Raw genomic sequence first — 14705 nt, forward strand, 5'->3', positions numbered from 1 at the left:
TGAAATTTCCACCAGCAAAGGGACTTTTGCTGGTGGATACAAATCTTATAAGTTTCCGCGACGCTCTTGTTCTCTTTCAATTGATTCGAATAACGCTTTAAAGTTTCCTTCACCAAATCCACGAGAACCTTTACGTTGAATGATTTCAATAAATAAAGTCGGACGATCTACAATTGGTTTCGTAAAGATTTGTAGTAAGTAACCTTCATCATCACGATCTACTAAGATCTTTAATTCTTTTAACTTATCAATTTCTTCATCGATTTTTCCAACTCGTGCAGTTAGCTCATCGTAATAAGTATCAGGTGTATCTAAAAACTCCACCCCATTTGCACGAAGCGCTTCAACTGTTTTAACAATATCACTTGTTAATAAAGCAAGATGTTGTACACCAGCTCCATTATAGAATTCTAGATACTCTTGAATTTGTGACTTTCTCTTTCCGTCTGCTGGTTCGTTAATAGGAAACTTAATACGACTTCCATTCGTCATAACTTTTGACATTAACGCCGAATACTCTGTACTAATATCGTCATCATCAAAATGAATCATTTGTTTAAAGCCCATAACATTCTCGTAATAACTAACCCACTCTTCCATTTTTTCAACATTACCAACTACATGATCAACAGCAATTAAACCAGACTCCTCAAATGGAATATTAAATTCTACCTTTTGGAATCCTGGCATAAATGCCCCTTTATAATTTTTACGCTCTACAAGCGTATGAATTGTATCACCATACGTACCAATAACTGCTTTTTTCAATGTACCGTCCTCATCTGTTAATTCCTGCGGTGGAGCAATTGCGACAGCACCACGTTTCACTGCTTCTGAGTATGCTTTATCAACATCATCAACAAGTAGTGCCACATCCTTCACGCCATCACCATGAGTCTTTACAAACTCTGCAATACGATTTTCACTACTTAAAGCTCCAGACACAACGAAACGCATATTTTTTTGCACAAGAACATAAGATACCTTTTCACGGTTTCCAGTTTCTAATCCAGAGTAAGCTACAATTTTGAATCCGAACGCTCTCGCAAGATAATAACTCGATTGCTTTGCATTCCCTACGTAAAATTCCAAATGATCTACATCACGTACTGGAAAAAAGTCCTCCATTTGTGCAGCTAGCGTATCCATAGATTTTTGTTTCATAATATCTTCATCCCCCTGTAAATAGATTAAATGGTCCATACTTAAAACCAACCGAAAACGCTTCCAACATTAATTAATAGAAATTAGTTAGCAAGCTAACAAATTCTGACCTTTAAAATTTTCTATCTTTTCTGTCAAATTCCTCTTTTTTTCTTACATATAAAATTCGACTTTTTTCTCTTTGAAATAAAGCGGGATTTTATTCAGTGGATTTTTGATTATTCGTTGAATCAAGTTTCAACCGCAGCGTTTAATTAGCCATGAATGCTGGATAATGAGGTAACTTTAATACTTGAGGGTATATAAGAAGAATATAAAAAAGACTCCAACATATTAACTACTTACTAATACGTTAGAGTCTTTATTTTTTTTGAATGATTGTATTTATATATCTCATACTAATACATTTGCAAGGAATAGAATAAATGATGTTAATATTACCGCTCCACCTAAGGATCCTAATAAATCTGTTTTTGTTACTTGAAACACTTGTTCACTGTTCATATCCCTCATTCTCCTTCCTTTTTTGTTTAATTTAAAACTTCTATTATACTAATACACTTGATAAAAATACGATTAATGCTGTTAATACTACCGCTCCACTTGCTGATCCTACGAAATCACCTTTTGTTACTTGTAATACTTGCTCTTTCATATCATTTATCCTCCTTTTTTTCTTTTGTTACAAAGCTTCCATTATACTAATACGCTTGATAGAAATACGATTAACGCTGTTAATACTACTGCTCCACTTGCTGATCCTACGAAGTCACCTTTTGTTACTTGTAATACTTGCTCTTTCATATCTTTCATTCTCCTCTCTTTTTCTTTTATTACAAAACTTCTATTATACTAATACGCTTGATAAAAATACGATTAATGCTGTTAATACTACCGCTCCACTTGCTGATCCTACGAAGTCACCTTTTGTTACTTGTAATACTTGCTCTTTCATATCTTTCATTCTCCCTTCTTTTTCTTTTGTTACAAAGCTTCTATTATACTAATACGCTTGATAGAAATACGATTAACGCTGTTAATACTACTGCTCCACTTGCTGATCCTACGAAGTCACCTTTTGTTACTTGTAATACTTGCTCTTTCATATCATTTATCCTCCCTTTTTATAAGTTATCTATATGTAATTTCTAAGAAATGTTTATTTCATAGTTTTTATGTTAACGTTACATTAAATTTGATAACGTAACGTTTGTAACATTAATGTAACATAACTATTATTACGTTGCAATATAATTACGTAAAATTTATTACACTTTTTTTACGTTTTTTTATAATAACCCTCAAAAACCTTTATTTAATGCGTTTTTCACTAAGTTCACGTTCGTAACATTCGTGTAACATTACAGTCATAAAGTGAAATGTAGTCATATTCCTCTCTATTTTTGTTACAAATTGTTTATTTAGCGCCACTAAACCTATCTAATCTTTACTTACTTTTAATATGAGATAAAATACCGTCTTTCCAAGATAAGTTTATATGTTTCCTCTATATAACTATGTATAATAAAAACAAAGAGGTGGTCATTTTGAAATTAATCGCATTAGATATGGATGGTACACTACTATCATCTAATCTTGAAATCTCCAAAGAAAACCTACAAGCAATCCAAACTGCACAAGAAGCCGGTCATATTGTAATGATCTGTTCTGGTCGTGCGAAAGAGGATGCTTTAAAGCTATTGGAAGAATATAAATTATCTCTTCCAGTCGGAGCAAGCAATGGGGCTATTGTTTATGTGGATGGAAAAGTAATTAACTCGCGTTGTATACAAAACGACAAAGTGTACAAACTTGCAAAATTACTAGAATCTGAAGGTTTCCCATATAAGCTATATACAAATAAAGGAGTTTATTCTCCATATACATGGCAAGATCAAGTGATGCAAGCATTCGAAGAAAATAAGCATGCGCTTGATGTTACATTAGAGGAACTTGAACGAATTACAGAAAAGCAAAAGAAATCGAACCTAATTACTGATTTCAAAAAAATAGAAGATGTTGTAAATAACCAAGAACTAGAAATATCTAAATTCTTCATTTTAACGTTTAATGCAGCGCATCGCGCACAGCTATTAAGTATATTACAAGAGGATGCTGATATTATGGTTACAGCATCGGCTCCTACTAACTTAGAAATTATGGATAAGAATGGACATAAAGGAAACGGGATACAGCAGATGGCAGCTCATTTTAATATCCCTATTGAAGATACAGTTGCTATTGGTGATAATTTTAATGATGTACCGATGTTAGAAGTAGCGGGCTTATCTGTTGCAATGGGCAACGCTGAAGAAGATGTAAAAAAGCTATGTGATGTTGTAACACTAACAAACAATGAACATGGTGTTGCTCACGCAATCGAGCAATTTGTATTGAAACAAACTTCATCTAGTAAATAAAAAAAGGACTCTTTCAATTTGAAAGAGTCCTTTTTTATACGTGATGACAAGCAACAAAATGCTCTACACCAACATTACGGAATTCTGGTACTGTTTTTTTACAAACATCCGTTGCAAATGGGCAACGTGTATGAAAACGACAGCCCGAAGGTGGATTTGCTGGACTTGGAATATCCCCTTCTAGTATAATTCGTTCTCGCTTCACTGTTGGATCTGGTATTGGAACAGCTGATAACAATGCTTTCGTATAAGGATGTAGCGGATTGGTAAACAACTCATCACGCGGTGCTGTCTCCACAATCGTACCTAAATACATAATTCCGATTTTCGTACATAAATGTTCTACTACACTTAAATCATGCGAAATGAATAAATAAGATAATCCCCTTTTCTCCTGTAACTCACTAAATAAATTAATAATTTGTGCTTGGATAGATACATCTAGTGCCGCTACAGGTTCATCAGCTACAATGAATTCTGGATTTAATACCATAGCTCTTGCGATTACGATACGCTGACGTTGTCCACCAGAAAACTCATGGGGATACCGGTCAATATGATAAGGAGCTAATCCACATAACTCCAATACTTCAATTACCTTTTCACGCACATTTTCTTTCGTTGCTAATCCGTGGGCCAACATTGGCTCTCCAAGCGCTTCTCCAATTCTCATTCTCGGATTTAATGAGCTAAATGGATCTTGGAAAACGAGCTGCATATTAGGGCGATGTTTTCTTAATTCATCCTTGGATAAAGAATGAACATCTTTCCCTTTAAACTTCACTTCTCCCTCCGTTTTTTGAACGAGGCGTAAAATTGTTTTTCCTATTGTTGTTTTCCCGCTCCCTGATTCACCAACGAGACCAAACACTTCACCTTTATTAATAGTAAAACTTACTCCATCAACTGCTTTTACATGCCCAATTGTTCTACTAAATACGCCACCCTTAATTGGAAAATATGCCTTTAGGTTTTTCACCTCTAATAATGGTTCACTCATTGTTCCGCACGCTCCTCATATAACCAGCAAGCTACTTTATGATTTTCATCATTTACATTTAGATTTGGGGCTTCTTTTTCACATATTTCCATACAATGCTCACAACGCCCACTAAAGTAACAAAATTCACCTAAACCAACTAAATTCGGAACTTGCCCTGGAATAGAATATAGTTTATCTATTCGTTTTCCCATTACTGGTTTTGATTTCAATAATCCTTTCGTATAAGGATGTTTTGGATTTTGGAATATCTCTAGTACTGGGGCTTCTTCAATAACTTTCCCGCCATACATAACGACAACATAATCAGCCATTTCCGCTACGACACCTAAGTCATGTGTAATTAATAAAATCGACGTTTTAAATTCTTCTTTCACTTGTCTTAGTAGATCCAATATTTGAGCCTGAATGGTAACATCAAGAGCTGTTGTTGGTTCATCTGCAATTAATAACTTAGGATTACAACTAAGCGCAACAGCAATCATAATACGTTGTAACATCCCACCGCTCAGTTCATGCGGATAAGAATGGACGATTTCATCAGCGCGGGCTATGCCAACTTTACGAATTAACTCAATTGCCTTCTTATATGCTTCATTTTTACTAAGTAATTCATGCTCTCTTAACGTTTCTACAATTTGCTCCCCTACAGTGAAGACGGGGTTTAGCGATGTCATCGGTTCTTGGAAAATCATTGCAATATCATTGCCTCGTAAACTACGAAGTTCTTTCTCTTTCATTCCTAAAAGACTTTTTCCTTCATATAAAATGTCTCCACCCACTACACTACCAGATTCAGCAATAAGCCCCATAATAGATAAAGCTGTTACACTCTTTCCGCAACCTGATTCTCCTACTACACAAACTGTTTCCCCTTCTCGAACCGCAAAGCTAACATGGTTCACAGCCTTTACTGTCCCCTCGTCAGTTTGAAAATGTGTTTGTAAGTCTTTCAGCTCTACTACCGCTTTACTCATATCTTCTCACCTACCGTCTCATCTTTGGATCTAACGCATCACGAAGTGCATCACCAAGTAAATTAATTGATACAACTGTTATAAAGATTGCAAAACCGGGCGGAATCCATAACCATGGACGCTTTTGGAAATCGATTAATGAGTTAGCTGCGCTAATCATGTTCCCCCATGATGGTGTAGGTGGAACGACTCCAAGACCTAAGTAACTTAGTGCGGATTCTCCCAAAATAGAACCTGCAACACCTAATGTGGATACAACAATTAAAATGGGTAAAACATTAGGTATTAAGTGATATATAATTTTCCGGTAATCTTTTATTCCTAACACATCCGCAGCTTGCATAAATGCTTGCTCCCTAAGTGATAAAATTTGCCCTCTTACAAGGCGTGCAAGCCCTGGCCAACCTACTAGACTTAAAATAATCATAATGACATACAAACGATAATCAGACGGTACTTTCCACTCTGATAAAATCGCACCCATTATAATAAGTAGCGGTAATCCTGGCATTGACATTAAAATATCTGCAAGCCGCATAATAATATTGTCCACAATACCACGATAAAAACCTGCAATCGCTCCTAATAAAGCTCCAAGTATAACCGATAAAACCATTGAAGCTAAACCAATGGTTAATGAAATACGTCCCGCCTGCATAAGCCTTGTTAAAATATCTCTTCCTAATTGATCTGTACCAAGCCAATGAGAAACACTAGGTGGTTTGTTAATGAGCGCAACTTGTATTTTCCCTGATGCATATGGAGAAAAGAACGGACCGATAAAACAAAATAAAAACATAAAAATTAATGCATAAAACCCTACAAGTGCCATCTTATTTTTCTTTATCTTTTTAAAAGCTTGTCGCCATGGTGATGATTCGCTTCTGCTCTTTTTTTCTTTTTTTTCTGTAATTACTGTAACAGTCTCCATTTCTTTCCCCCCTTACTTCAACCGAATTCTTGGATCAACAACTGCATATACGATATCTGCTAAAAAGTTTGAAACGATTGTTAAACAAGAAAGAAACATCGTAAATGCCATCAATACTGTATAGTCACGAAAATTTAATGCTTCTAATTGAATATTACCAATCCCTGGCCAGTTAAAAATTTGTTCAATAATAATTGCCCCAGAAAACAATCCCGGTAATTCAAATGCTAATAACGTAATTGCTGGTAATATTGCATTTTTTAATGCATGCTTATAAATAACCGTCTTCTCCTTCAAACCTTTCGCTCTTGCTGTTCGTATGTAATCTTGTCTTACAACCTCTAACATACTTGTTCTAAAATACCGAGTTAGCGAGCCAACCCCGAGAAGCGTCAAAATAAATACTGGTAAAATCATATGTTTTGCAACTTCTATCACGTAAGCAAATCCTGTTGAATTACTGCCAACATCAATCATTCCACCTATCGGTAATAACTTAAAGTCAACCGCAAACACCTTAATTAAAAACAAGCCGATAAAGAATGAAGGGAATGACATTGCTGCAAAAACACCGATTGTTACAAGTTTATCGAATAAAGAATGTTGCTTCGTCGCCGAGAATACACCGATAATAAGTGCAATTAGCCAAATAAAAAACAATGCAATAATTGCTACACTAAAAGAATTCCAAATAAATTTATTTAATAATGACGTTACAGGCTCTTGATATTGAAGCGAGAAGCCAAAGTCCCCTTGCAATGCATTACCTAACCAATGAAAATAACGCTCAACAATCGGTTTGTTCAACCCATATAATTCCCTCAGTTCAGCTGCTCTTTCCGGTGTAATTTTCGGGTTTGAATCAATATAATCCCCAGGAAGAAGTGCGAACAGGACGAAGATAATAATTGATGTACCAAGCAGTGTAGGAATCATTTGTAACAACCTACGAACAATATATGTTTTCACCCTTTTTCTCTCCAATCTTATGCTTAAAATAGAAGAACATTTTTTCAAAGCGGCACATTACTAACCGAATGAAAAAATGTCTTCTACTTATACATTCTTATCGTTATTTTTCAAATGATAATACTGGTAAGTTTGCACTAATACTGTTGTACTTTTCAGGATCAATTCCTTTTATATTCCCGTTATAACCAGTAATTGTTCTACGGTAGTTTAATAGAATTACTGGTGGATCATCACTTAATTCTTTATACAATTCTTTATAAATAGGTTTACGCTTTTCGATATCTACAGTTTCAATACCTTTTTGAATTAGCTCATCTACTTTTGCATTCTTATAACCAAGACTAGTTTCATTTGCAGTAGACAAATATTCACCAGCTGTTTCACTCGGGTCACTTGTAATCGGTGTCGAAACGGAAGCTAAATCATAATCTCCTTTGTTTACCTTAGAAAGCATCGTATTAAAGTCCATAAATTCAGGATTAAACTCTACACCTATTTCTTTATAATTCTCTTTCGCAATCGGAATTAATAAATCACTATCTTTAGCCGAACTTGGACCGAAATAAGAAAGTTTTAATTTTTGACCATCTTTTTCACGAATTCCATCCGAACCAACTTTCCACCCTGCTTCATCTAATAATTTTTTCGCTTTTCCTTTATCGTATTCGTATTTATTAACTCCTTCTTCCGTATAAGCCCAAGAAGTTGGATGAATTGGTACATTGGCTACTGTACCGTATCCTTTTAACGCTGTATCAACATATTTTTTGCGGTCTAATCCGTAAATAAGTGCTTGGCGAACCTTTTTATCCTTTAAGTAAGGCTTATTATTATTCATATAAATATAACTAAATGACGGCGCTGTTTCGATTTGGATATTTGCGAATTCTAAAGCCTTAACCTGTTCAAGAACCTCATCACCGGTACCTAAGCCAGTATGGTCAACTTCTCCTGTTTGGAATAACTGAAGCTTCGTATCACCAGAAGTAATTTTATAAATAAAGTTTTGAATTTTTGGTTTACCCGCATAATAATTTTCGTTAGCAACAAAACGAACTTCTTGACCTGGAATATACTTTTCAAATTTATATGGACCCGCAGCTAATGGCTTTCCATATAAATCTTTTAAGTAATCTAAGCTTGTATTTTGCTTATAATCTTTTCCATAATAAGCTTTTGATAGTACTGTACCTCCTAAAACAAATATAGCTTGTGAATTCACTTTTTCAGTTGTAATTTTAATTGTTTGTGGATCAACAACTTGAATACCTTCAATTGAAGTTGCTTTTCCTTCTTTATATTCTTTACCACCTTTAACGGCATATTGAGAGATATCTACTTCACCTTCATATGCCTTATCATGTAAAAGCGTCAATGTGAAAGCTACATCATCCGCCGTTAATGGCGATCCATCACTAAATTTCAAATTTTTACGTAAATGGAATGTATATGTTAACTGATCAGAAGAAACGTCCCACTTCTCAGCTAATTCTGGAATTGGTTTCCCTTGTTTATCGGTTGATACGAGAGATGCAAAAATAACTGAAGTTACGTTTCCATCCCAACCATTTTGTTGAAAGTATGGTAAAAATACGCCGCCTGGCTTACTAATACCAACTACTAACGTATCTTTTCTATTCTTCGCTTTGTCTGGCACTTTCGTTTTATCTGTCGCAGCAATCTTTTCAATTTTCACATTTTTTAAATCCTGCTGCTTAACCGGCTCTGTAGAAGCCGTATCCTCCTGTCCCCCACAAGCAGATAACACAAGCGAACTACTCAGTAATACTGAAAATACACCAGCCCATTTTTTTGTCTTTTTCTTCATTGTCCCCACCCTAACTGTTTAATAGTTATACCCTTTGAACTTATTAGCTTATGTATGCCTCCCACAGCACATTTATAGCCAATCGGAAAAGTCGGTTTTAATCAGAAAAAAATAGATGTTTTTGAGGGGTAACAATCTTATTCCGACCTTTCCGGTAGACTTTATGGTTATTAGCTTATATCGTTCATTATGTTTTGTCAATTCTTTCTAAATAAATATTTTGAGAATTTTTCCAAAATTACCACTCTACATTTATACTTTAAGAAAACTCAGCTATAATTCGTATTAAAACTTAAAAATCTACTTCTATTCCTTCAGCATGAAACATAGAATACTAATAACCAATTACCAAAAAGGGGGCGAAAATATGGACAACCTATTCCAATACGTCCTGCACTACGTATTATTAACAATTATGATAGTCGGAGCGCTATTACTATTCCCGTTCTTCCCAAAGTTCGTCCTCTTTTTAGCTTTTTTTATTATGCTCGGGATCGCTATTATAATTTCAACGAGAGAAGATGCCACGCAAAAAGAGAGCAGAGTTCAGCGCGTAAAGCTGTAACTTTGCTCTCTTTTCGTTTCCATTCACTAGTCTCTGTTACACATATTTATCCCGCTATTTGCCGTGCAGTAAGACCCCCACCTCAAAATTCAGCGAAAGCAAAAGAAATTAGGTCTGGGTCGGGGTGCCCGTAAAGGCCCTCACTTTATCTCTCGGGAAATAATTAGCCTTTGTTTTTGTAATTACTCCTATCCAAAAACCACTAATGACATTTATTTTTCACCTTATTATTTTCATATGTTTCACAAGCTATGCAAATTGAGGAACACGGATTTATCTAAGTTACTGTTTCACGTGAAACACATCGCTTCATTTAACCTTTAAAGCAAAATATCATTATGAAGAAAGCCACTTCCTCCAGCAAAACTGAAAGGAAGTGGCTTTCTACTCATTACTCCACAATATTCTCTAATTCATTATATAAATCTGCTCGTAACAACTCTTTCTTCGTTTTTTCCTCATATAATTTTTCAAGTTTTTCAACATCAGCTACATGTTCCATTCCACATTCTATTGCATATATATCTTCTTCTACATGCATTAACTCATTTTCAATCTCTTCAAGATTCCTAGCTTCTTTCTCTTTTACAGGAACCGTTTCAACACTTTTTCTCCCTTGGCGTTTCTGCTTTATTACTTGCTTCTCAAGCTTTTCCTCCCACTTTTGACGAGCCCATGCATAGTTTCCTGCAAACTCAAATAATTTGCATCTATCAATCCAGTACGTCTTTTCAAATAACTTATTTAAAAAATATCGATCGTGTGAAACAGCTAAAATCGTCCCGTTATATTGCTCAAGAGCTTCCTCTAAAACTTCCCTTGATTCAATATCAAGATGGTTTGTCGGCTCATCTAAAATTAGAAAATTGATGTCTTGATACATAAGTTGCGCAAGTCTTAATCTCATTTTTTCTCCACCACTAAGTTGCGTTACTTTCTTAAATACTGCTGGACCATAAAACAAAAACTTAGCTAATATATGTCTTGCTTCTCCCTCTGTTACAGCCACATTCTCTCTGAATGCTTCCAATACATTACTCTTCATATTTTCATATGCATGTTGTGATAAATAACCAATTTTGACACTACTACCAATTCGAATTTCACCAACGTCTGGATTTATTTCTTCTAATAGTAGTTTTAATAATGTAGTCTTCCCTGTACCATTACGACCAACGATAGCAGCACGCTCTTGAAAACGAACATGTAAATTCGCTTGTTCAAATAAAGATCGGCCAGCAAAACCTTTACTCACTTCTTTCATTACAACAACATCTTTTCCGCTTCTCTCTTGCCCTTCAAACTGAAGACCCATCTGTTTTCTTTCTAAAATCGGTCTCTTTAATTTCTCTATACGCTCTAACGCACGTTCCATATTCCTCGCTCTTTTATGCAATCCTTCATTCGGAGGATTCGCTTGATTTGCCCATTCACGTAGGCGCTTAATTGCTTCTTTCATTTTCTTTATTTTCTTTTGCTGCTCTTGATAAGCTTGAAACTCTTGAAGTAACCTTTCTTCCTTCTCCTCAACGAACTGAGAATAATTCGTATGGTACACGTGAATCTCTCCATCTTCCAAATCCAAAATTTTCGTTACAACTTCATCAAGGAAATAGCGATCGTGTGAAATAACCATAACTGTTCCATTATATTCTTTTAAAAATTTCTCTAACCATTCAACTGCAAACAAATCTAAATGATTTGTTGGTTCATCTAATAGAAGTAAATCTGGTTTCTGCAATAGCATATATGCAAGGCTTATTTTCGTCTGTTCTCCTCCACTTAATTCCGTAAATACTCTTGGAAATAAGTTTGTGACTTGTAAGCCATTTGCTACCTTCATTATATTTGCCTCTATTTCATAACCACCGAGAAATGCAAATTTTTCTTGAATTACTCCGTACCTCTCCATTAGCTTTTGCAAAGCAGATTGTTCCTGCTCCTCCGCCATATTTTTTTCTAGAGCATGCATTTCTTTTTCTAATTCCTTTTCTACTTTAAAAGCGGAACTCAATACATCATATACAGTCATGGCCTCATCAAACTTCGGAATTTGTGCGACATGACCAATACGTGTACCTTTCTTCATATGAATGGCTCCTGCATCCAAACTCTCCATTCCCGTTAGAAGCCCAAAGATTGTTGTCTTCCCACTACCGTTACGACCAACTAACCCAACACGTTCACCATTCTTTATTTCAAGCGATATATTTTCAAATATGATGTTTCCACCAAAAGATTTCGTTACATTATTTACACTACAAATAGTCATTTTCCGTACTCCTTTCAATATAAAAAACCATGAGAAAGAAACATTCCCCATGGTTTTCGGCATAGAAAAAGGAAGCCAAATAGCTCCCTTTTCACACGTTTATTAAAAATGGGTGAAGAGATTTCTATCGTTCAATAGTCACTATGCAATTGTTAAAAAAGGGCATACGTATCCCGTTAACAACTACATCATGAAAAATCGCACGACAAAAATAGATAAAATCTAAAAATTTGGCACGCGTAGCTAAAGAACGTTTCATCTCATTCACCCCTTTCGTACGGAATTTAATACTTACTTCTTTATTATACTTTCCAATTTCATGTTTGAATAGTAATTTTTCTGAAAATAATGAAGATAGACTAAACATTTCAATAAGTGACATCAAATCTTACAAAACTGTTATGTTCACGTAATGGAAAGCGATAGTACGAAAAGATGCCTCCCTATACAATAAAGATGTAAAACAAGAGTGACAAACACAAGGAGGAAACAAACATGATGAAAGAAATCGTAAAAGCAATCTTTGAGGTATTAGTGAACGGACAAGCAGTTGTAAAAGAACTAAATGAACTATAAAAAGGAGTGAAGAAATATGATGAACATGGTGAAAATGATTTTACACGCTTTAGTCGATGCAAAAGCAGTTAGCCAAGAATTAAACCAACAATAAAAAGGGGTATATGAATATGAAGAAAGCCATTATTATAATTGCAAGCACAGCAATCACTTTATACACAATAAAAAATAGAAAAAAGAAAAATAATGAAAATGTTCTATATTATCCATACACACTATTAGAGAAAAAATAAAAGACAAGGTACCCTATCGTAATGAGGATATCTTGTCTTTTATTTTTTCCATATTGTCTTTAGAGGATTTCCTTCTCCTTTTCCCGAATGTATTAAGCGGGATTTTTACACATATTTTAAAGGGGCATATATACAAATGGATACACAACAACTATATTTTTTAAACGATATCGGTAAACAAAAACCAGAAAGTATTCGGAATAGAAGCGCTGCATGTCCATTTTGCGATAAAGAACATTTAACGGATATTTTAGCAACTGATGGTTCTATTATTTGGTTAAAAAATAAATTTCCTACATTACAAGATACATTTCAAACGGTGCTGATTGAAACGGATAATTGCGAAGATCATATCGCAACATATACAGAAGAACATATGCGAAAATTAATGCAATTTTCTATTCAACATTGGTTACACTTACAGAAGAACGAAGAATTTGCATCTGTAATTTTATACAAAAATCACGGTCCATTTTCAGGTGGAAGTTTGCATCATGCACACATGCAAATTATCGGAATGAAATATGTAAATTATCTTGAAAATATTGAAGAAGAAAATTTCCAAGGAGTAATTGTTCAAAAAAATGAACGCATTGAGCTTAATATTTCAGAGCATCCCATTATTGGCTTCACTGAATTCAATATAATCATTGATAATATTTCATATATAGATGAAATGGCAAATTACATTCAGCAAACTGTACGTTACATACTGATAGATTTCCATAAAGGATGCAGTAGTTATAACTTATTCTTCTATTACTTAAATGGAAAAATCATTTGTAAAGTTGTACCTAGATTTGTCGTTTCACCATTGTATGTAGGATATAAAATACCGCAAGTTTCTACAAAACTAGAAGAGGTGAAAATACAACTCACGCAGTATTTCACGAAAGAAAAGGATGAAATTATTCATAAAAAAACAGAGTAGGTATAGAAAACCTACTCTTTTACCCCGCATTAACGAGCAGTAAAACTTCCACCTCAAAATCCGGAAAACGCTAGAAGTTAGGCGGAAGATTAACTGCTCGTAAAAGCCCGATTGGTGAAGACTAATAATCAGCGGGGGATGAACAGACTCCCCCACTGATTAAAGTTTCACTTTATTACACCTTTATTTCGATAGTACACATCTTCTAATCCGATGTTATACTTCATGTTATTATCCGTCCACTCTGGCCCTAAATTCCCTGGCCATCCAGATGTATTCGCTATATATTTCAGTAATGCAAAATCAGTCAAACCTTTTTGCACCCCACGCTTATATCCTTTCATTAAATGCGGCATTGCAATTTGCGCATTTGTACGTGGATCTTTCAGCTCATCATCAGTTAAATGTTCTGGTGCAAGCCCGCCGCCGCGGTGTAGTTGAAACAATCCAAATGAAGTTCCATTATCTCCAACACTTCTTGGATTTAATCGACTTTCATGCTCGGCAATTGCAAGAGGTATCCATTCCGGAAGATTTACTTTCTTCGCTTCCTCTATAATGATTTGTTTCATCTGTTTTGCTTCTTCTGAATCAACATAGCTTGTTCCATTCACTAGCTTATCCATTCCTTCAGACTTTCCTTGGAAATATAAATATACTCCAAGAACAACTAAAAATCCTACAAAGAATTTCTTCACTACCTCTACCTCTTTCTCCGCTGAAATTTGTCCCCTTTCAGCCTTCCCTTTACAATTACCTACATTCTATTACTCTTTTATCATAGCAAATAACTATACGTATTATCATCATGCTTTAGACCGATTTTGTGAAAAAAC

General features: G+C 34.9%; 18 protein-coding genes. 4 read left to right on the forward strand and 14 right to left on the reverse strand.

Annotated features, from left to right (window positions below; all coding sequences use genetic code 11):
* Positions 1-45: 45 nt before the first annotated feature.
* From hppD to ACK1U5_RS26300, 6 genes are all read right to left on the reverse strand, one after another.
* Positions 46-1164 (reverse strand): 4-hydroxyphenylpyruvate dioxygenase, encoded by a 1119-nt coding sequence (gene hppD / locus ACK1U5_RS26275; protein ID WP_000810922.1) that lies wholly within the window; start codon positions 1162-1164, stop codon positions 46-48.
* Between the two features lie 393 nt (positions 1165-1557).
* The gene (locus ACK1U5_RS26280) at positions 1558-1668 is read right to left on the reverse strand and encodes a DUF3948 family protein (protein WP_001083690.1); all 111 of its coding nucleotides are present in this window, start codon (positions 1666-1668) and stop codon (positions 1558-1560) included.
* A gap of 43 nt (positions 1669-1711) precedes the next feature.
* Positions 1712-1819 (reverse strand): DUF3948 family protein, encoded by a 108-nt coding sequence (locus ACK1U5_RS26285; RefSeq protein ID WP_000664237.1) that lies wholly within the window; start codon positions 1817-1819, stop codon positions 1712-1714.
* Between the two features lie 41 nt (positions 1820-1860).
* Positions 1861-1977, reverse strand: a complete 117-nt coding sequence (locus tag ACK1U5_RS26290; protein ID WP_000654250.1) for a DUF3948 family protein — start codon at positions 1975-1977, stop codon at positions 1861-1863.
* Between the two features lie 34 nt (positions 1978-2011).
* A complete protein-coding gene (locus tag ACK1U5_RS26295) occupies positions 2012-2128 on the reverse strand; it encodes a DUF3948 family protein (protein WP_000654250.1) in 117 nt (38 codons plus the stop codon).
* Between the two features lie 34 nt (positions 2129-2162).
* On the reverse strand, positions 2163-2270 hold the full coding sequence (locus ACK1U5_RS26300; protein WP_000664237.1) for a DUF3948 family protein: 108 nt from the start codon (positions 2268-2270) through the stop codon (positions 2163-2165).
* Positions 2271-2711: 441 nt separating this feature from the next.
* Here ACK1U5_RS26300 and ACK1U5_RS26305 point away from each other — a divergent pair, with 441 nt between their 5' ends.
* A complete protein-coding gene (locus ACK1U5_RS26305; RefSeq protein ID WP_000766421.1) occupies positions 2712-3584 on the forward strand; it encodes a Cof-type HAD-IIB family hydrolase in 873 nt (290 codons plus the stop codon).
* 34 nt (positions 3585-3618) lie between these two features.
* Here the strand turns inward: ACK1U5_RS26305 and ACK1U5_RS26310 are convergent, their stop codons facing one another.
* The 5 genes from ACK1U5_RS26310 to ACK1U5_RS26330 all read right to left on the reverse strand — a co-directional run bounded on the left by ACK1U5_RS26310 (position 3619) and on the right by ACK1U5_RS26330 (position 9292).
* Positions 3619-4584, reverse strand: a complete 966-nt coding sequence (locus ACK1U5_RS26310) for an ABC transporter ATP-binding protein (protein ID WP_001294486.1) — start codon at positions 4582-4584, stop codon at positions 3619-3621.
* Positions 4581-5561 carry an ABC transporter ATP-binding protein gene (locus tag ACK1U5_RS26315; RefSeq protein ID WP_000030767.1) on the reverse strand — a complete coding sequence of 327 codons (981 nt, stop codon included), beginning with the start codon at positions 5559-5561 and terminating at the stop codon, positions 4581-4583. The genes ACK1U5_RS26310 and ACK1U5_RS26315 overlap by 4 nt, the downstream gene beginning before the upstream one ends.
* 10 nt (positions 5562-5571) lie before the next feature.
* Positions 5572-6492, reverse strand: a complete 921-nt coding sequence (gene opp4C / locus ACK1U5_RS26320; protein WP_000451080.1) for an oligopeptide ABC transporter permease — start codon at positions 6490-6492, stop codon at positions 5572-5574.
* A gap of 12 nt (positions 6493-6504) precedes the next feature.
* Entirely contained in the window at positions 6505-7461 is a 957-nt protein-coding gene (locus ACK1U5_RS26325; protein WP_000860748.1) for an ABC transporter permease, read from the reverse strand.
* Positions 7462-7564: 103 nt separating this feature from the next.
* Positions 7565-9292 carry an ABC transporter substrate-binding protein gene (locus ACK1U5_RS26330; RefSeq protein ID WP_061140075.1) on the reverse strand — a complete coding sequence of 576 codons (1728 nt, stop codon included), beginning with the start codon at positions 9290-9292 and terminating at the stop codon, positions 7565-7567.
* Positions 9293-9659: 367 nt separating this feature from the next.
* On the opposite strand from ACK1U5_RS26330, the gene ACK1U5_RS26335 reads away from it, so the two are divergent.
* Positions 9660-9857, forward strand: a complete 198-nt coding sequence (locus ACK1U5_RS26335; RefSeq protein WP_000369254.1) for a hypothetical protein — start codon at positions 9660-9662, stop codon at positions 9855-9857.
* 391 nt (positions 9858-10248) lie between these two features.
* Here the strand turns inward: ACK1U5_RS26335 and abc-f are convergent, their stop codons facing one another.
* Together abc-f and ACK1U5_RS26345 are read right to left on the reverse strand one after the other, a co-directional pair.
* Positions 10249-12129, reverse strand: coding sequence for a ribosomal protection-like ABC-F family protein (gene abc-f, locus ACK1U5_RS26340; RefSeq protein ID WP_069605149.1), 1881 nt, complete (start codon positions 12127-12129; stop codon positions 10249-10251).
* A 124-nt stretch (positions 12130-12253) separates the two neighbouring features.
* The gene (locus tag ACK1U5_RS26345; RefSeq protein WP_069605150.1) at positions 12254-12388 is read right to left on the reverse strand and encodes an RAxF-45 family protein; all 135 of its coding nucleotides are present in this window, start codon (positions 12386-12388) and stop codon (positions 12254-12256) included.
* A gap of 421 nt (positions 12389-12809) precedes the next feature.
* On the opposite strand from ACK1U5_RS26345, the gene ACK1U5_RS26350 reads away from it, so the two are divergent.
* Together ACK1U5_RS26350 and ACK1U5_RS26355 are read left to right on the forward strand one after the other, a co-directional pair.
* Positions 12810-12938 (forward strand): hypothetical protein, encoded by a 129-nt coding sequence (locus ACK1U5_RS26350; protein WP_001998915.1) that lies wholly within the window; start codon positions 12810-12812, stop codon positions 12936-12938.
* A 136-nt stretch (positions 12939-13074) separates the two neighbouring features.
* Complete coding sequence (locus tag ACK1U5_RS26355) at positions 13075-13869, forward strand: DUF4931 domain-containing protein (protein WP_016119007.1); 795 nt, start codon at positions 13075-13077, stop codon at positions 13867-13869.
* 167 nt (positions 13870-14036) lie between these two features.
* Here the strand turns inward: ACK1U5_RS26355 and ACK1U5_RS26360 are convergent, their stop codons facing one another.
* Positions 14037-14567 (reverse strand): transglycosylase SLT domain-containing protein, encoded by a 531-nt coding sequence (locus tag ACK1U5_RS26360; protein WP_000713248.1) that lies wholly within the window; start codon positions 14565-14567, stop codon positions 14037-14039.
* Positions 14568-14705 lie beyond the last annotated feature (138 nt).

Source organism: Bacillus sp. XB1 (assembly GCF_053557995.1).